The 17,204-nt window shown below is 70.3% G+C and carries 14 protein-coding genes; all 14 read left to right on the top strand.

Annotated elements, in window-relative coordinates:
• Window positions 1–50: 50 nt before the first annotated feature.
• Window positions 51–599 (top strand): ATP-dependent protease subunit HslV, encoded by a 549-nt coding sequence (hslV, locus tag IDM45_RS10970; RefSeq protein ID WP_209422873.1) that lies wholly within the window; start codon window positions 51–53, stop codon window positions 597–599.
• A 92-nt stretch (window positions 600–691) separates the two neighbouring features.
• A complete protein-coding gene (gene hslU / locus IDM45_RS10965; protein WP_209422872.1) occupies window positions 692–2,011 on the top strand; it encodes an ATP-dependent protease ATPase subunit HslU in 1,320 nt (439 codons plus the stop codon).
• A gap of 317 nt (window positions 2,012–2,328) precedes the next feature.
• On the top strand, window positions 2,329–3,258 hold the full coding sequence (gene rsmH, locus IDM45_RS10960) for a 16S rRNA (cytosine(1402)-N(4))-methyltransferase RsmH (RefSeq protein ID WP_209422871.1): 930 nt from the start codon (window positions 2,329–2,331) through the stop codon (window positions 3,256–3,258).
• 55 nt (window positions 3,259–3,313) lie between these two features.
• Window positions 3,314–3,646 carry a cell division protein FtsL gene (gene ftsL / locus IDM45_RS10955; RefSeq protein ID WP_209422870.1) on the top strand — a complete coding sequence of 111 codons (333 nt, stop codon included), beginning with the start codon at window positions 3,314–3,316 and terminating at the stop codon, window positions 3,644–3,646.
• Window positions 3,643–5,394: a peptidoglycan D,D-transpeptidase FtsI family protein gene (locus IDM45_RS10950; protein WP_209422869.1), complete on the top strand. Its 1,752-nt coding sequence runs from the start codon at window positions 3,643–3,645 to the stop codon at window positions 5,392–5,394. Before ftsL ends, IDM45_RS10950 begins: the two co-directional genes overlap by 4 nt.
• Window positions 5,391–6,917: a UDP-N-acetylmuramoyl-L-alanyl-D-glutamate--2,6-diaminopimelate ligase gene (locus tag IDM45_RS10945; protein ID WP_209422868.1), complete on the top strand. Its 1,527-nt coding sequence runs from the start codon at window positions 5,391–5,393 to the stop codon at window positions 6,915–6,917. The genes IDM45_RS10950 and IDM45_RS10945 overlap by 4 nt, the downstream gene beginning before the upstream one ends.
• Window positions 6,918–6,937: 20 nt before the next feature.
• A complete protein-coding gene (locus tag IDM45_RS17670; RefSeq protein ID WP_232654325.1) occupies window positions 6,938–8,536 on the top strand; it encodes a UDP-N-acetylmuramoyl-tripeptide--D-alanyl-D-alanine ligase in 1,599 nt (532 codons plus the stop codon).
• A complete protein-coding gene (gene mraY / locus IDM45_RS10930; RefSeq protein ID WP_209422867.1) occupies window positions 8,527–9,705 on the top strand; it encodes a phospho-N-acetylmuramoyl-pentapeptide-transferase in 1,179 nt (392 codons plus the stop codon). Before IDM45_RS17670 ends, mraY begins: the two co-directional genes overlap by 10 nt.
• Window positions 9,706–9,988: 283 nt before the next feature.
• Window positions 9,989–11,524 (top strand): UDP-N-acetylmuramoyl-L-alanine--D-glutamate ligase, encoded by a 1,536-nt coding sequence (gene murD / locus IDM45_RS10925; RefSeq protein WP_411828438.1) that lies wholly within the window; start codon window positions 9,989–9,991, stop codon window positions 11,522–11,524.
• On the top strand, window positions 11,521–12,798 hold the full coding sequence (ftsW, locus tag IDM45_RS10920; RefSeq protein ID WP_209422865.1) for a putative lipid II flippase FtsW: 1,278 nt from the start codon (window positions 11,521–11,523) through the stop codon (window positions 12,796–12,798). The genes murD and ftsW overlap by 4 nt, the downstream gene beginning before the upstream one ends.
• A complete protein-coding gene (gene murG, locus IDM45_RS10915; protein WP_209422864.1) occupies window positions 12,795–13,862 on the top strand; it encodes an undecaprenyldiphospho-muramoylpentapeptide beta-N-acetylglucosaminyltransferase in 1,068 nt (355 codons plus the stop codon). The genes ftsW and murG overlap by 4 nt, the downstream gene beginning before the upstream one ends.
• On the top strand, window positions 13,859–15,313 hold the full coding sequence (gene murC / locus IDM45_RS10910) for a UDP-N-acetylmuramate--L-alanine ligase (protein WP_209422863.1): 1,455 nt from the start codon (window positions 13,859–13,861) through the stop codon (window positions 15,311–15,313). The genes murG and murC overlap by 4 nt, the downstream gene beginning before the upstream one ends.
• Window positions 15,310–16,314 (top strand): D-alanine--D-alanine ligase, encoded by a 1,005-nt coding sequence (locus tag IDM45_RS10905; RefSeq protein ID WP_209422862.1) that lies wholly within the window; start codon window positions 15,310–15,312, stop codon window positions 16,312–16,314. Before murC ends, IDM45_RS10905 begins: the two co-directional genes overlap by 4 nt.
• The gene (locus tag IDM45_RS10900) at window positions 16,311–17,204 is read left to right on the top strand and encodes a cell division protein FtsQ/DivIB (protein WP_209422861.1); all 894 of its coding nucleotides are present in this window, start codon (window positions 16,311–16,313) and stop codon (window positions 17,202–17,204) included. Before IDM45_RS10905 ends, IDM45_RS10900 begins: the two co-directional genes overlap by 4 nt.

The raw sequence follows: 17,204 nt of genomic DNA, 5'->3' as shown, positions 1-17,204 counted from the left end.
GTGGCCCGGCTTCTTGCAAACTCAGCCCCCGGGCCTCATATCTCCCCACCATGGAACAATTTCACGGCACCACCATCCTGAGCGTGCGTCGCACGCTGGCCGACGGCAGCGTCCAGGTCGCCCTGGGCGGCGACGGCCAGGTCACCCTGGGCAATATCGTCGTCAAGGGCTCGGCGCGCAAGGTGCGCCGCCTGCACCACGGCAAGGTGCTGGCCGGCTTTGCCGGCGCCACCGCCGACGCCTTCACCCTGTTCGAGCGCTTCGAGGCCAAGTTGGACAAGCACCAGGGCCACCTGACGCGCGCCGCCATCGAGCTGACGCGCGACTGGCGCACCGACCGCGTGCTGCGCCGCCTCGAAGCCATGCTGGCCGTGGCGGATGCCAGCGCCTCGCTGATCATCACCGGCAATGGCGACGTGCTGGAGCCTGAAGCCGGCATCGTCGCCATCGGCTCGGGCGGCGCCTACGCCCACGCCGCCGCCAAGGCGCTGCTGGACAGCACCGAGCTGGGCGCACCCGACATCGTGAAGAAGGCGCTGGAGATCGCCGGCGAGCTGTGCATCTATACCAACATGCACCACACCATCGAAACGCTGTGAGCGTGGGTGGTATTACACTTTTTTGATAGCTGTCAGCGCTTGCCCAGCAAGGGTTTGCGGCTGATTTCATTGTATTTTTGCCAGGCTGCTGCATGTCTCTTTCCATGACCCCGCAGGAGATCGTCTCCGAACTCGACCGCCACATCGTCGGCCAGGCGCCGGCCAAGCGGGCGGTGGCGATTGCGCTGCGCAACCGCTGGCGCCGCCAGCAAGTGGACGCCGGTCTGCGCCAGGAGATCACGCCCAAGAACATCCTGATGATCGGCCCCACTGGCGTGGGCAAGACCGAGATCGCGCGGCGCCTGGCGCGCCTGGCCGATGCGCCCTTCATCAAGGTCGAGGCAACCAAGTTCACCGAAGTCGGCTACGTCGGCAAGGACGTGGACTCCATCGTGCGCGATCTGGTCGAAGTCGCCGTCAAGCAAACGCGCGAGGCCGACATGAAGAAGCTGCGCACCCGCGCCGAGGATGCTGCCGAGGAGCGCATCCTGGATGTGCTGTTGCCACCGGCGCGCGGCAGCGAGCCTGCCGAGGGCAACGCCACGCGCCAGGCCTTTCGCAAGAAGCTGCGCGAGGGCCAGCTGGATGACAAGGACATCGAGATCGACCTGGCCGACGCCCGCCCGCAACTGGAGATCATGGGCCCGGCGGGCATGGAGGAGATGGCCGAGCAGCTGCGCGGCATGTTCAGCCAGATGGGCCAGGAGCGGCGGCACACGCGCAAGCTCAAGATCGCCGAGGCACTGCGCCTGCTGACCGACGAGGAGGCGGCCCGGCTGGTCAACGAGGACGAGGTGCGTTCCCGCGCCCTGCACAACGCCGAGCAAAACGGCATCGTCTTCATCGACGAGATCGACAAGGTGGCCGCGCGCCAGGAGGCCGGCGGCGCCGATGTCTCGCGCCAGGGCGTGCAGCGCGACCTGCTGCCGCTGGTCGAGGGCACCTCGGTGTCCACCAAATACGGCATCGTCAAGACCGACCACATGCTGTTCATCGCGTCCGGGGCCTTTCACCTGGCCAAGCCCAGCGACCTGATTCCCGAACTGCAGGGGCGTTTTCCGATCCGCGTCGAGCTGACGTCGCTGTCGGTGCAGGACTTCGAGGCCATCCTGACGCAGACCGATGCCTCGCTCACGCGCCAGTACCAGGCGCTGCTGGCCACCGAGGGCGTGCGGCTTGAATTCACGCCCGAGGGCATCACCCGGCTGGCGCACATCGCCTGCGATGTCAACGAGCGCACGGAAAACATCGGCGCGCGCCGCCTGTCCACGGTCATGGAGCGCCTGCTCGATGAGGTCAGCTTCGGTGCCGCCCACCTGTCCGGCCAGAGCGTGACCATCGATGCCGCGTATGTGCAGGCCCGCCTGGGCGACCTGAGCCAGGACGAGGATTTGTCGCGCTTCATTCTCTGAGAGCGTGTTTACGATCCCCGCGCGGGTGCGCGAGCGCGGGCTGCCGGAGACGGTCATGGCGGGCAGGGGTTTCCTGCTAAAGTGCCGTGCCTGAAAGTGCCAGAAAGTGGGAGAAGTTGCCCTCGGCGCGTGTTTTTTCAGGTTTGCTCTCTTCTCCATGCCGTGCCGGCCATATCCGTCCGAGGGTTGTCTTCCCGTGTTGCCAGGGCCTTCTTCATCGCTGAGCCCGCAGGCCCCGGCCATGCCGGCGCCCCCGTTCATCCTGTCCGCCCCGTCCGCCGGGGCGCAGTTTTTTGCCTGCTGAAGGGGTGCGGCACATGAACCAGGCCCCTGGGCACACCACCGTCTTGCTGCACGAAGCCGTCGAGCACCTGCTCGGTGGCCCGCTGGGCGCACGCGGCTGCTTCGTCGATGGCACCTTCGGGCGCGGCGGGCATTCGCGGCTGATCCTCTCGCGCCTGGGCGCCGATGCCCGCCTGATCGCCTTCGACAAGGATCCGCAGGCCATCGCCGAGGCCGCGCCGCTGGCGGCGGATGCGCGCTTTGCCATCCGCCACGAAGGCTTTTGCGGCATCGCCGAGCTGCCGCCGGGCAGCGTCAGCGGCGTGCTGCTGGATCTGGGCGTCAGCTCGCCGCAGATCGACACGCCCGAGCGCGGCTTCAGCTTCCGCTTCGACGGCCCGCTGGACATGCGCATGGACACCACACGCGGGCACAGCGTGGCCGAGTGGCTGGCCGGCGCCGAGCCGCCAGCCATCGCCCAGGTGATACGCGACTACGGCGAGGAGCGGTTCGCCGGCCCCATTGCCAAGGCGCTGGTGGCCTGGCGCGACAAGCACGGCCCGATCACGCGCACGGCGCAGCTGGCCGACATCGTGGCCGCCACCGTCCGGACGCGCGAGCCGGGCCAGCACCCGGCCACGCGCACCTTTCAGGCCTTGCGCATCCACATCAACGCCGAGCTGCAGGAGCTGCGCCAGGCACTCGCAGCCAGCCTGTCGGTGCTGGCGCCGGGCGGGCGGCTGGTGGTCATCAGCTTTCACTCGCTGGAAGACCGCATCGTCAAGCAATTCATCGCCCAGCACGCCAAGGAGGTCTATGACCGGCGCGCGCCCTTTGCCGCGCCCCAGCCCATGCACCTGCGCGCACTGGAGCGCATCAAGCCGGGCGCTGCCGAGGTGGCGGCCAACCCGCGCGCGCGCAGCGCCGTGATGCGCGTGGCCGAGCGCACTGAGGTGCCGGCATGAGAGCGCTGGCCGCCGGCGTCGGCCTGGCGCTGCGCCGCCCGGCAAGGGCGCGCGCATGACCCGCATCAGTGCCATGCTGCTGCTGGCCGTCATGGCCAGCGCCATGCTTTTGGTACACAGCCAGTACCAGGCGCGCCGCCTCTACACCGAGATGCACCGCGCCCAGGCCGAGGCGCGCCAGCTAGCCACCGAGCACCAGCGCCTGCAGGTCGAGCGCCGCGCCCAGGCCACGCCGCTGCGCATCGAGCGCCTGGCGCACGAGCGCCTGAACATGCGCATGGCCACGCCGGCCATCACCCAGTGGGTGAGCGACGACGGCAGCAGGCCTGGCGCGTCCGGCGCAGCCAATGCGGCAGTCCCGGCCAGCTCCCCCGGAGGTGTGCGATGAACAGCGTGCGCGGCGTGAACTACGCCTCCAGTCCGCTGCTGGCGGCCAAGACGCCGGCCTGGCGCAGCAGCTTCATCGTGGTGCTGGTGGCGCTGGGTTTTTGCGGCCTGGCGGCGCGGGCGGCCTATGTGCAGGTCTTCGGCAACGACTTCTTCCTGCGCCAGGGCGAGGTGCGTTTTGCCCGCACCCTGGAGCTGCCGGCCAACCGGGGCCGCATCCTCGATCGCAACGGCTTGATCCTGGCCTCCAGCGTGCCGGCGGCCAGCATCTGGGCCATCCCCGAGGACGTGGACACGGACGACGCCGAGGCGGCGCCGAAGCTCAGGGAGCTGGCGCGGCTGCTGGAGATGCCCCTGCCGCAGCTGATCGCCAAGCTGGCCGACGAGGACAAGACCTTCGTCTGGCTCAAGCGCCAGCTCGACTGGGACGTGGGCCAGCAGATCATGGCGCTGGGCATCAAGGGCATCTACCACCGCAAGGAATACAAGCGCCAGTACCCCGAGGGCGAGTCGGCGGCGCACATCGTCGGCTTCACCAATGTCGAAGACCACGGCCAGGAGGGCATGGAGCTGGCCTTCGACAAGGAACTCGCCGGCAAGCCCGGCTCCATGCGCGTCATCAAGGATCGCCTGGGCCGCGTGGTCGAGGGCGTGGGCGCCGAGGTGCCGCCCATGAACGGGCGCGACATGCAGCTGTCCATCGACAGCAAGGTGCAGTTCTTCGCCTACCAGAAGCTGCGCGACACCGTGGCCGAGCACAAGGCCAAGGCCGGCAGCGTGGTGGTGCTGGACGCCCATACCGGCGAGGTGCTGGCGCTGGCCAACTACCCCAGCTACGTGCCCGACAAGCGGCGCAACCTGACAGGCGAGCAGCTGCGCAACCGCGCGCTCACCGACACCTTCGAACCCGGCTCGACCATGAAACCCATCACCGTCGGCCTGGCGCTGGAGTCCGGTCGGGTGCGCCCCGAGACGCCCATCGACACCTCGCCCGGGCGGCTGACCATCACCGGCTCGACCATCAACGACACGCACAACTACGGCCTGCTCACCGTGGAGGGCGTGATCCAGAAGTCCAGCAACGTCGGCACCACGAAGATCGCCATGCAGATGCCGGCGCGCGAGATGTGGGAGACCTTCTCCGCCCTGGGCTTCGGGCAAAAGCCCACGCTCGCCTTCCCCGGCGCCGTGAGCGGGCGCCTGCGCCCCTACAAGAGCTGGCGGCCCATCGAGCAGGCCACCATGAGCTATGGCTACGGCCTGTCGGCCAGCCTGTTCCAGATGGCGCGCTCCTACACCGTGTTCGCCAACGGCGGCCGCGTCATCCAGGCGACCATGCTCAAGAGCGACCAGCCGGCGGTGGGCGTGCCGGTGTTTTCCGAGCGCACTGCCGATCAGGTACGCAAGATGCTGCAGATGGCCGCTGGCCCGGGCGGCACCGGCCAGAAGGCGCAGACCGTGGGCTACTCGGTGGGTGGCAAGTCGGGTACGGCGCGCAAACAGGTGGGCAAGAGCTACGCCAGCGGCAAGTACCGCGCCTGGTTCACCGGCCTGGCGCCGGTGGACAACCCGCGCATCATCGTCGCCGTCATGATCGACGAACCCAGCAACGGCGTGATCTACGGCGGCGCCGTGGCCGCGCCGGTCTTCAGCGAAGTGGTGCAGCAAACCCTGCGCCTGATGGGCGTGCCGCCGGACATGGCCGTCAAGCCGCTGATCGTGGCCGACCCGGTGGAGGAATCGCTGTGAACACCCCCCTGACCCTGGCCACCCTGCCCGAGGCCGTCGCCTGGCTGCGCGCGCGCTTGCCCGGCACCTTGCACACCGACAGCCGGCAGGTAGCGCCGGGCGACGCCTTCATCGCCTGGCCAGGTGCCGCCACCGACGGGCGCGCCCACGTGGCCGATGCCTTGGCGCGCGGCGCTGCCGCCTGCCTGGTCGAGGGCGAAGGCATACAGGCCTTCGACTTCGGCGGCGACGAACGCATCGCCGCGCTGCACGGCCTCAAGGCGGCCACCGGACTGATCGCCGCCGAATGGTTTGGCCACCCGAGCGCACGCCTGGACGTGCTGGCCGTGACCGGCACCAATGGCAAGACCAGCAGCGCCTGGTGGCTCGCCGAGGCGCTCAATGTGCTATCTAAAAATGAGCTGTCAGCGCAAGCTGGGTGTGGCTTGATCGGCACTTTGGGCATTGGTGTGCCGCCCGATCTGGCGCCCACCGGCCTGACCACGCCCGACCCGGTGCAACTGCAGCGCGCCTTGGCCCGCTTCGTGCAGGACGGGCGCAGCGCCTGCGCCATCGAGGCCTCGTCCATCGGCCTGGCCGAGCAGCGCCTGGCCGGCACGCGTATCCGCGTCGCGCTGTTCACCAATTTCACCCAGGATCATCTGGACTACCACGCCAGCATGGCCGACTACTGGCAGGCCAAGAGCGTGCTGTTCGACTGGCCGGGCCTGCAGGCGGCGGTGGTCAACATCGACGACACGCGCGGCGCCAGCTTGCATGAGTCGCTGCAGGGCCGGGCGCTGGACGTGTGGAGCGTGTCGCGGCACGTGCCGGCACGGCTGCAGGCGCGCGATGTGCGGGCCACCGGCGCCGGCCTGGCCTTCACCGTGGCTGAGGGCGTCCACACCGTGACGCTGCAGACGCGGCTGGTCGGCCTGTTCAACGTCTCCAACCTGCTGGGCGTGATTGCCGGCCTGCGCGCGCTGGGCGTGCCGCTGGAGGCGGCGGTCTGCGCCTGCGCCCGGCTCGATCCGGTGCCTGGGCGGATGCAGCAGCTCGGCGGCGCCGGCCAGCCGCTGGTGGCCGTGGACTACGCGCACACGCCCGACGCGCTGGCGCAGGCGCTGGCGGCGCTGGCCCCCATGGCGGCGCAGCGTGGCGGTCGGCTGTGGTGCGTGTTTGGCTGCGGCGGCAACCGCGATGCGGCCAAGCGCCCGCTCATGGGCGCGGTGGCGCAGCAGGGCGCCGAGCGCGTCATCGTGACCAGCGACAACCCGCGCGGCGAGGCGCCGGCGGCCATCATCCAGCAGATCCTGGCGGGCACCATCGCCAGCACGCACATCGAAGCCGAGCCGGATCGGGCCACCGCCATCGCCCAGGCCATCGCCGGCGCTGAGGCACGCGACGTGCTGCTGATCGCCGGCAAGGGCCACGAGGACTACCAGGAAACGGCGGGCGTGCGCCGGCCTTTTTCCGACCTGGAGCACGCGCGCGCCGCGCTGGCGCGCCGCCCGGGATCGACAGCCGACAAAGAGAACCAGTGAACGCCACCGAGTCCCCGCTCATGACCCTGGCCCAGGCCTGCGCGCTGATCCGCACGCGCCTGCCGGGCGCGCGCCTGCTGGGTGCAGGCGACACGCCCATCGGGCGTGTGCATACCGACACCCGCAGCCTGGGCGCAGGCGACCTGTTCGTGGCGCTGGCCGGCGAGCGCTTCGACGCGCATGACTTCCTGGCGCAGGCCAGGGCTGCCGGGGCGGTGGCGGTGCTGGCGCAGCGCGGCGTGGAGGCTGCCGGCCTGCCCGGCATCGAGGCACCCGACAGCCTGGCCGCGCTGGGCGCCCTGGCGGCGGGCTGGCGCGCGCAGTTTGCGCTGCCGCTCGTCGCCGTCACCGGCAGCAACGGCAAGACCACGGTGACGCAGATGATCGCCGCCGTGCTGCGCGCCTGGCTGGGCGAGGCTGCCCTGGCCACGCGCGGCAACTTCAACAACGAAATCGGCGTGCCGCTGACGCTCTTGCGTCTGCTGCCTGAGCACCGCGCCGCCGTGGTCGAGCTGGGCATGAACCACCCGGGCGAGATCGCACGCCTGGCCGCTCTGGCCCAGCCCACGGTGGCGCTGGTCAACAACGCGCAGCGCGAGCACCTGGAATTCATGCACACGGTCGAAGCCGTGGCGCGCGAGAACGGCAGCGTGCTGACGGCGCTGCCGGCAGACGGCACGGCGGTGTTTCCGGCGGATGATGCGTTTGCGCCGCTATGGCGCGAACTGGCCGGCGGGCGGCGCTGCCTGACCTTTTCCGGCTGCGCCGGCCCCTCACCCCAGCCCTCTCCCCAGAGGGGAGAGGGAACGCAGGCGCTGCAGGCCTCGGTGGAGAAGGGAGCGGCCATGCCAACTGCTTTGGCGGACGAGGGCGCGGATGTGCTGGCTGCCCAGAGCACTCAGGAAGTCACGGCGCCCCCGGTTTTGCTCCCTCTCCCACTGGAAGAGGGCTGGGGTGAGGGCCAGCGCGTCCCGCGCGCCGACATCGCCTGCACCGCCGCCCGCTGGCAGGACGGCGCCTGGCAGGTGCGCATCGCCACCCCGCAAGGCGACTTCGACACCCGGCTGCACATCGCCGGCCAGCACAACGTCGCCAACGCCCTGGCCGCCACCGCCTGCGCGCTGGCCGTCGGCGCGCCACTGGACGCCATCGCCCGCGGCCTGCAGGACTTTCGCCCCGTCACCGGCCGCTCGCGCGCCCTTACCGTGCAACAGGAGGGGCGCGCCGTCACCGTGGTCGACGACAGCTACAACGCCAACCCCGACTCGGTGCGTGCCGCCATCGACGTGCTGGCCGCGCTGCCCGGCCCGCGCCTGCTGGTGCTGGGCGACATGGGCGAGGTCGGCGAGCAGGGGCCGCAGTTCCACGCCGAGGCCGGCGCGTACGCCCGCGCTGCCGGCATCGAGCATTTGTACACGCTGGGCGCCTTGAGCACCCACACCGCCCAGGCCGGCGGCCCCGGCGCCCGGCATTTTGATGACAACATGGCCGCGCTCACGACTGCGGTGCGCGCCGCGCTGCCGAAACTGGGCAGCGTGCTGGTGAAAGGATCACGCTTCATGAAGATGGAACAGGTGGTGCAGGCCATCGAGCAGCAGGAGGCAGCGCCATGCTCCTGATGCTGACCCAGTGGCTGCAAGGCCTCTCGCCCGAGCTGGGCTTTCTGCGCGTCTTTCAATACCTGACCATGCGCGCGGTGATGGCGGCGCTGACGGCGCTGTTGATCGGCCTGGTCGCCGGCCCGCGCGTGATCCGCGTGCTGGCGGCGCTCAAGATCGGCCAGCCAGTGCGCAGCTACGCCATGCAGACGCACCTGGCCAAGAACGGCACGCCGACCATGGGCGGGGTGCTGATCCTGCTGGCGATTGCCATCTCCACGCTGCTGTGGTTCGACCTGTCGAACCGTTTCGTCTGGATCGTGCTGGCGGTGACGCTGGGCTTTGGGGCGATTGGCTGGGTGGACGACTGGCGCAAGGTGGTGCGCAAGGATCCGGAAGGGATGCGCTCGCGCGAGAAATACTTCTGGCAGTCGCTCATTGGCCTGCTGGCGGCGCTGTACCTGGTGTTCTCGATTTCCGAGAACTCCAACGCCCGCGTGTTCGAGCTGTTCGTGACCTGGGTGCAGTCGGGCTTTTCGCTGGATTTGCCGCCGAAGGCCGGCCTGCTGGTGCCCTTCTTCAAGGAGGTCACCTACCCGCTGGGCGTGCTGGGCTTCGTCATCCTGACCTACCTGGTCATCGTGGGCGCGAGCAACGCCGTGAACCTGACCGACGGCCTGGACGGCCTGGCCATCATGCCGGTCATCATGGTCGGCTCGGCGCTGGGCATTTTTGCCTATGTCACGGGCAGCGCCAGTTATTCCAAATATCTGCTGTTCCCGCACATCCCCGGCGCCGGCGAGCTGCTGATCTTCTGCGCCGCCATGGCTGGCGCCGGGCTGGCCTTCCTGTGGTTCAACGCGCACCCGGCGCAGGTCTTCATGGGCGACGTGGGCGCGCTGGCGCTGGGCGGCGCCCTGGGCACCATCGCCGTCATCGTGCGTCAGGAGATCGTGCTGGCCATCATGGGCGGCATCTTCGTGGTCGAGGCGCTGTCGGTCATGGCCCAGGTGCTGTGGTTCAAGTACACCAAGCGGCGCTACGGCGAGGGCCGGCGGCTGCTGAAGATGGCGCCGCTGCACCACCATTTCGAGAAAAGCGGCTGGAAGGAGACGCAGGTCGTGGTGCGTTTCTGGATCATCACCATGCTGCTGTGCCTGATCGGCCTGTCCACGCTGAAGCTGCGGTGAGTGCGATGAGCGAGCAAGCCCCCGTGCCCCCTCCACCCCTGCCGTCCCGGCTGCGGCTGCGGACACCGCGCCGCCCGCTGCCGTGCCGGTGCCGAGTGCCGCTGCCGAGGCGGCGCAGTTCGTGGCGCGCATCTTTGCCGATGTGCAGCGTGCGGATGCGGGCCCGGATGCAGACGCAGATACGGGTGCGGACATGGGTGGGGACGCTGCAACGGCTGCATGGATGGCGCCGCCGGCAGCCACACCCGAGCTGCCGGCGCTGCGCGCTGCGCTGGCCACCAGCATGGCCGGGCAGCGCGTGCTGGTGCTGGGCCTGGGCACCTCGGGCCTGGCCATGGCGCGCTGGTGCCTGCGCTGCGGGGCCGAGGTCACCGTGGCCGACACGCGCGACAACCCGCCGCAACTGGCCGTGCTGCGCGCGCAGCTGCCGCAGGTGCGCTTTGTTGCCGGGCCGTTCGATGCCCGCTTGGTCGAGGGCGCAGCGCTGGATGTGCTGCTGCGCTCGCCCGGCCTGATGTCCGCCGAGATTGCTCCTTTGTTGATAGCTGCCAACGCTTGTCAGATAAGGGTTTGCGGCGAATTAGACTTGTTTTCGGAGGCGCTGGCATTGCTGCGCGCGCAGGGCGGCTACGCCCCCGCCGTGCTGGCCGTGACCGGCACCAACGGCAAGACCACGGTGACAGCGCTGACCGGCCATCTGCTGGCCTGGGCCGGCGTGCCCGTGGCGGTGGCCGGCAACATCGGCCCGTCGCTGCTGGACACGCTGGCCCGGTGCCTGGACGCCGAGGCCACGGGCGGCGTTGATGCCCTGCCGCGCGCCTGGGTGTTGGAGCTGTCGAGCTTCCAGCTCGATGGCAGCCAGGAGGGCTTCGAGCCCACGGCGGCCACGGTGCTGAACCTGACGCAGGATCATCTGGACTGGCACGGCAGCATGGCGGCCTACGGCGCGGCCAAGGCGCGCATCTTCGGCCAGCAGGCGCTGATGGTGCTCAACCGCGACGACCCGGCGGTGCTGGCCATGCTGCCCGAGCCGGTGCGCGTCCGGCTGCAAAAGCCCCAGCAGCGCGCCCATGTGACTTTTGGCGCCGACATGCCGCAGCGCCCCGGCGACTTCGGCATCGAAGTGGCCGCCGGCATGGCCTGGCTGGTGCGCGCCCACGAGGCCGACGAGACTGCGCGCCGCGCCAGCCGGCAGGACGAGGAGCTGCACATCCAGCGCCTGATGCCCGCCGAGGCGCTGCGCATCCGGGGCCGGCACAACGCCACCAATGCCTTGGCGGCGCTGGCGCTGGCGCAGGCGGCGGGCTGCCAGCTCGCCCCGCTGCTGCACGGCCTGCGCGAGTACCGGGGCGAGCCGCATCGGGTCGAGCCGGTGGCCATCGTGCAGGACGTGGAGTATTTCGACGACAGCAAGGGCACCAACGTCGGCGCCACCGTGGCCGCGCTGGCCGGCCTGGGCGCCGAGCGCCGGCTGGTGGTCATTTTGGGCGGCGACGGCAAGGGGCAGGACTTCGCGCCGCTGGCTGCACCGGTGGCGCGCCACGCCCGCGCCGTGGTGCTGATCGGGCGCGATGCACCGCGCATCCGCGCTGCGCTGCACGGCTGCGCCGTGCCGCTGGAGGATGCCGCCACGCTGCCCCAGGCCGTGCGCCAGGCGGCGGCGCGGGCGCACGCGGGTGACGCCGTGCTGCTGTCGCCGGCCTGCGCCAGCTGGGACATGTTCAACGGCTACGAGGAGCGCGCCCGCGTCTTCCGCGCCGCCGTGCGGGAGCTGGCCGAGGACGCCGGCCAGCCCTTCATGGGGGGAGGCGCGGCATGAGCGACACCGCTGCCGCCAGCGCCGGTCTGCTGGCGCGCCTGCGCGCGCGCCTGGGCCGGCGCGCGCCCGACGCCGTGGACGTGCTGCCGGTGCGCGTGGCCGGCACCGAGCTGCGCGGCACCGCCGCCACGCCGGCGCGTGTGCTGGGCTTCGACGAGGCGCTTTTGTGGATGGTGGTGCTGCTGCTGGCCTTCAGCGTGGTCATGGTCTATTCAGCCTCGATCGCCATGCCGGACAACCCGCGCTTCGGGGCGATTGCGCCGACGCATTTCGTGGTGCGCCACGTCATGGCGATTGGCATCGGCTTCGTCTGCGCGCTGCTGGCCTTCCAGGTGTCCATGAACACCTGGGAGCGCCTGGCGCCGTGGCTGTTCGTGGTCTCGTTGCTGCTGCTGATTGCCGTGCTGATCCCGCACGTGGGCCTGATGGTCAACGGTGCCCGGCGCTGGCTGAGCCTGGGTTTCATGAACTTCCAGCCCTCGGAGCTGGCCAAGTTCGCGGTGCTGCTGTATGCCGCCGACTACATGGTGCGGCGCATGGATGTGAAGGAGCGCTTCTTTCGCGCCGTGCTGCCCATGGGACTGGCCGTGGGCATCGTCGGCGGCCTGCTGCTGGGCGAGCCGGACATGGGCGCCTTCATGGTCATTGCCGTGATCGCCATGGGCATCCTGTTCCTGGGCGGGGTCAACGCGCGCATGTTCTTCCTGATCGCGCTGGTTCTGGTGCTGGCCTTTGCCGCCATGGTCTGGCTCTCGCCCTGGCGGCGCGAGCGCATCTTCGCCTACCTCGATCCGTTTTCCGAGGCGCACGCCCTGGGCAAGGGCTACCAGCTCTCGCACGCCTTGATCGCCATTGGCCGGGGCGAACTGTTTGGCGTGGGCCTGGGCGCCAGCGTGGAAAAGCTGCACTGGCTGCCCGAGGCGCACACCGACTTCCTGTTGGCCGTGATTGGCGAGGAGTTCGGCCTGGTTGGCGTGCTGGTGCTGATCGTGGCCTTTCTGTGGCTCACGCGCCGACTGATGCAGATCGGGCGGCAGGCGATTGCACTGGATCGGGTGTTCTCCGGCCTGGTGGCGCAGGGCGTGGCCATCTGGTTCGGCTTTCAATCCTTCATCAACATGGGCGTGAACCTGGGCGCGCTGCCGACCAAGGGCCTGACGCTGCCGCTCATGAGCTTCGGCGGCTCGGCCATCCTGATGAATTTGGTGGCGATTGCGGTGGTGCTGCGCGTGGATTACGAGAACAAGGTTTTGATGCGCGGAGGGCGTGCATGACGCAAAAGGTCGCCCTCATCATGGCCGGCGGCACCGGCGGCCACATCTTCCCCGGCCTGGCTGTAGCCGAGGAGCTGCGCGCGCGCGGCTGGCGTGTGCATTGGCTGGGCACGGCGGGCAGCATGGAGGCGCGCATCGTGCCGCCGCACGGCTTTGCCTTCGAGACCATCGAGTTCTCCGGCGTGCGCGGCAAGGGCGTGCTGACGCTGGCGCTGGCGCCGCTCAGGCTGCTGCGCGCCCTGGCCCAGTCCTGGCGGCTGCTGCGCCGCATCCGGCCCGACGTGGTGGTCGGCCTGGGCGGCTACGTCACCTTCCCCGGCGGGCTGATGGCCTCGGCCACGGGCTGCCCGCTGGTGATACACGAGCAAAATTCCGTGCCCGGCATGGCCAACCGGCTGCTGGCGCTGGTGGCCGAGCGGGTCTTCACCGCCTTCCCCGAGGTGCTGAAAAAAGGCCGCTGGGTCGGCAACCCGCTGCGCGCCGCCTTCACCCGGCAAGCCGGCCCCGCCGAGCGCTTCGCCGGGCGCAGCGGGTCGCTCAAACTGCTGGTCGTGGGCGGCAGCCTGGGCGCACAGGCGCTCAACGAGATCGTGCCGCAGGCGCTGGCGCTGCTGCCCGAAGCGCAGCGCCCCATGGTCACGCACCAAAGCGGCGCGGCGCAGATCGAGCGGCTGCGCGCCAACTACCAGGCCGCCGGCGTGCAGGCCACGCTCACGCCCTTCATCGACGACACCGCCAGCGCCTACGCCGAGGCCGACATCATCGTCTGCCGCGCCGGCGCCAGCACCGTGACCGAGATCGCCGCCGTGGGCGCCGCCGCCGTGTTCGTGCCCTTTCCGCACGCCGTCGATGACCACCAGAGCGCCAATGCGCGCTTCCTGGTCGATGCCGGCGGCGGCTGGCTGGTGCCCCAGCGCGACCTGACACCCCAGGGTTTGGCCGAATTGCTATCTAAAATGCAGCGTTCAGCGCTTGTCCAGTGCGCCCTGGAAGCCAAAAAGATGCAAAAGACCCAAGCTGCCCGCGAGGTGGCCCTGGCCTGCGAGGAGCTGGCCGCCCGATGAAACACGCCATTCGCCACCTCCACTTCGTCGGCATCGGCGGCTCGGGCATGTGCGGCATTGCCGAGGTGCTGCACCACCTGGGTTACCGGGTCTCCGGCTCCGATCTGCAAGGCAGCGCCGTGCTGCAGCGCCTGGCCGATCTGGGCATCGCCACGCACCTCGGCCACGCGGCGGCGCACATCGCCGGCGCCGATGCCGTGGTCACCTCCACGGCGGTGCCCGAGGACAACCCCGAGGTGCAGGCGGCGCGCGCTGCCGGCATCCCGGTGGTGCCGCGCGCGCTGATGCTGGCCGAGCTGATGCGCTTTCAGCGCGGCATCGCGATTGCCGGCGCGCACGGCAAGACCACGACCACCAGCCTGGTGGCCAGCATCCTGGCCGAGGCCGGGCTGGATCCGACCTACGTCATCGGCGGGCGCCTGAACAGCGCCGGCAGCAACGCCCGGCTCGGCAGCGGCGACTACATCGTGGTCGAGGCCGACGAGTCGGATGCGTCGTTCCTGAACCTGCTGCCGGTGCTGGCCGTGGTCACCAACATCGACGCCGACCACATGGAGACCTACGGCCACGACTTTGGCCGGCTGCAGCAGGCCTTCGTCGATTTCCTGCACCGTATGCCTTTCTATGGCCGGGCCATCGTCTGTATCGACGACGCGCCGGTGCGCGCCATCGCCGCCCGGCTGCAGCGGCCCGTGACACGCTACGGCCTGTCTGGCGACGCCCAGGTGCGCGCCCTGGACGTGCGCGCCGTGGGCACGCAGATGCACTTTCGCGTGCTGCGCGAGACGGCCGGCCAAGCGCTGCCGGCGCTGGACGTGGTGCTGAACCTGCCCGGCCAGCACAACGTGCTCAACGCCCTGGCGGCGATTGCCGTGGCCGCCGAGCTGGAGGTGGACGATGCGGCGCTCCTGCGCGCGCTGGCCGGCTTCGGCGGCGTGGGCCGGCGCTTCCAGAGCCACGGCGAGCTGCCCAGCGGCGACGGCGGCAGCTTCACCCTGGTCGAGGACTACGGCCATCATCCGGTCGAGCTGGCCGCCACGCTGGAGGCCGCACGCGGCGCCTGGCCGGGGCGGCGCATCGTGCTGGTCTTCCAGCCGCACCGCTACAGCCGCACGCGCGACTGCCTGGACGACTTCGCCGCCGTGCTGGCGCGTGCCGATGCGCTGCTGCTGACCGAGGTCTATGCTGCCGGCGAGGCGCCGATCGCCGGCGCCGATGGCCGGGCGCTGGCGCAGGCCGTGCAGGCAGCCCAGACCCGGGCCTCGGCCAGCCAGCCGGCACCACTGTTCGAGCCTGATGTGTGCCAACTGCCGGCGCGCATCGCCGAGCTGGCGCGCGCTGGCGACGTGGTGCTGTGCATGGGCGCCGGCTCCATCGGTGCGGTGGCCGGGCAGGTGGTGGATTTGCTGCAAAAAAGTGAGCTGTCAGCGCTTGCTGGGAGCGGGTTATGAGCCAATTTGATTCAAAAATTGAAAACATCGACAGCGCTGCCCTGGGCAAGGTGGCGGTGCTGATGGGCGGTTCGTCCGCCGAGCGCGAGGTCTCGCTGATGTCGGGTGGCGGCGTGCTCAATGCGCTGCGCTCGCGCGGCGTCGATGCCCATGCCTTCGATCCGGCGCAGGCCGATCTGGGCGAGCTCAAGGCGCACGGCTACGCGCGCTGCTTCATCGCGCTGCATGGCCGCCACGGCGAGGACGGCACGGTGCAGGGCGCGCTGGAGCTGCTGGGTATCCCCTACACCGGCCCGGGCGTGCTGGCCTCCAGCGTGTCCATGGACAAGATCATGACCAAGCGCATCTGGCGCGCCGACGGCCTGCCCACGCCCGACTGGCGCCTGGTGGCCAGCGCCGACGAGACGGCGCGCGCCTTCCAGGAGCTGGGCGCGCCCATGATCGTCAAGCCTGCGCGCGAGGGCTCGACGCTGGGCCTGACCCGGGTGAGCTCCATCGGCCAGTGCGAGCAGGCCTACCGCCTGGCCGCGCGCTTCGACCCCGAAGTGCTGTGCGAGCAGTTCATCGACGGCGACGAGACCACCTGCCCGGTGCTGGGCCAGGGCGCGGCTGCGTCCGCGCTGCCGCTGATCCGCATCGTCGCGCCCGAGGGCAACTACGACTACCAGAACAAATACTTCACCGACGCTACGCAGTACCACTGCCCCAGCGGCCTGCCCGAGCATGAGGAGCAGGCCATCCGAGAGCTGGTCGTGCAGGCCTACCGTTCGCTGGGCTGCCGTGGCTGGGCGCGCGCCGACATCATGGTGCGCGCCAGCGACCGCCAGCCCTTCTTGCTGGAGATCAACACCTCGCCGGGCATGACCGGGCATTCGCTGGTGCCGATGTCGGCGCGCGCCGCCGGCATCAGCTACGAAGACCTGTGCCTGCACATCCTGGCCGGCGCGTCGCTGGACGCGCTGCAGGGGCGTGCAGCTTGCGAGGCCGGCGCGACACCATGAACGCCGCTGCCGCCCTGCCCGCACCGCTGGACGTGCGCCTGATGAACATCACCGCCTCGGTGGTGTTCCTGGGCGCGCTGCTGGCCGTGCTGTGGGCGGGCGGCCTGTGGCTGCTGCGCCACCCGGCGTTTGCCGTGGGACGCATCGTGGTCGAGGGCGACCTGGCGCACACCAGCGCCATGAGCCTGCGCGCCAACGTCGCGCCGCAGCTGGTGGGCAATTTCTTCACGCTCGATCTGCAGGCTGCGCGCCGCGCCTTCGAGCAAGTGCCCTGGGTGCGCAGCGCGCAGGTGCGCCGCGAGTTTCCCAGCGGCCTGCGCGTGCTGCTCACCGAGCACGACGCCGTGGCCCATTGGGGCGCCGAAGGCAGCGGCATGTTGATGGATGGCCAGGGCGTGGTCTTCGAGGCCGAGGCGGATGACCAGGACGACCAGGACGAAAGCCGCCTGCCGCGCCTGATCGGCACGCCCGAGCGCGCCAGCGAATTGCTGGCCATGCTGCGGCTGCTTGCAACGGCGCTGGCCCCGCTGGGCTCATCCGTGGATACGCTGACGCTCACGGCGCACGGCGGCTGGCGCGTGCAGTTGGGCAGCGGCGCGGTGCTGGAGCTGGGCAGCGGCACGCAGTCCGAGGTGCTTGAGCGCGTGCGCCGCCTGGCCAATACCCTGGCACAGGTGACGCAGCAGCACGGCGGACGCAGCGTGGGCGCGCTGGAATACGCCGATCTGCGCCACGCCGGCGGCTACGCCGTGCGCCTGCACGGGGTGACGACCATGAGTGCCGAGGAGGCTGCCCGGGCCGCGCGCGCCAGGCCGGCAGCGCCGCGTGCGGCGCCAGCGGCATCCACACCGACACCGGCGCGACGTGCCGTACAGAACAACCGAGGGTAA

Source organism: Melaminivora jejuensis, assembly GCF_017811175.1.
Lineage (GTDB): Bacteria > Pseudomonadota > Gammaproteobacteria > Burkholderiales > Burkholderiaceae_C > Melaminivora > Melaminivora jejuensis.
Note: the sequence above shows the minus strand (reverse complement) of the source record. Positions and strands in the feature narration are given on the sequence as shown.

Coding starts and splice junctions, on each gene's coding strand:
- IDM45_RS10900 (WP_209422861.1), top strand. CDS start 16,311: ATGAACGCCGCTGCCGCCCTGCCCGCACCGCTGGACGTGCGCCTGATG.
- ftsL (WP_209422870.1), top strand. CDS start 3,314: ATGACCCGCATCAGTGCCATGCTGCTGCTGGCCGTCATGGCCAGCGCC.
- murG (WP_209422864.1), top strand. CDS start 12,795: ATGACGCAAAAGGTCGCCCTCATCATGGCCGGCGGCACCGGCGGCCAC.
- mraY (WP_209422867.1), top strand. CDS start 8,527: ATGCTCCTGATGCTGACCCAGTGGCTGCAAGGCCTCTCGCCCGAGCTG.
- hslV (WP_209422873.1), top strand. CDS start 51: ATGGAACAATTTCACGGCACCACCATCCTGAGCGTGCGTCGCACGCTG.
- murC (WP_209422863.1), top strand. CDS start 13,859: ATGAAACACGCCATTCGCCACCTCCACTTCGTCGGCATCGGCGGCTCG.
- IDM45_RS10905 (WP_209422862.1), top strand. CDS start 15,310: ATGAGCCAATTTGATTCAAAAATTGAAAACATCGACAGCGCTGCCCTG.
- IDM45_RS10950 (WP_209422869.1), top strand. CDS start 3,643: ATGAACAGCGTGCGCGGCGTGAACTACGCCTCCAGTCCGCTGCTGGCG.
- rsmH (WP_209422871.1), top strand. CDS start 2,329: ATGAACCAGGCCCCTGGGCACACCACCGTCTTGCTGCACGAAGCCGTC.
- IDM45_RS17670 (WP_232654325.1), top strand. CDS start 6,938: ATGACCCTGGCCCAGGCCTGCGCGCTGATCCGCACGCGCCTGCCGGGC.
- murD (WP_411828438.1), top strand. CDS start 9,989: ATGGCCGGGCAGCGCGTGCTGGTGCTGGGCCTGGGCACCTCGGGCCTG.
- ftsW (WP_209422865.1), top strand. CDS start 11,521: ATGAGCGACACCGCTGCCGCCAGCGCCGGTCTGCTGGCGCGCCTGCGC.
- hslU (WP_209422872.1), top strand. CDS start 692: ATGTCTCTTTCCATGACCCCGCAGGAGATCGTCTCCGAACTCGACCGC.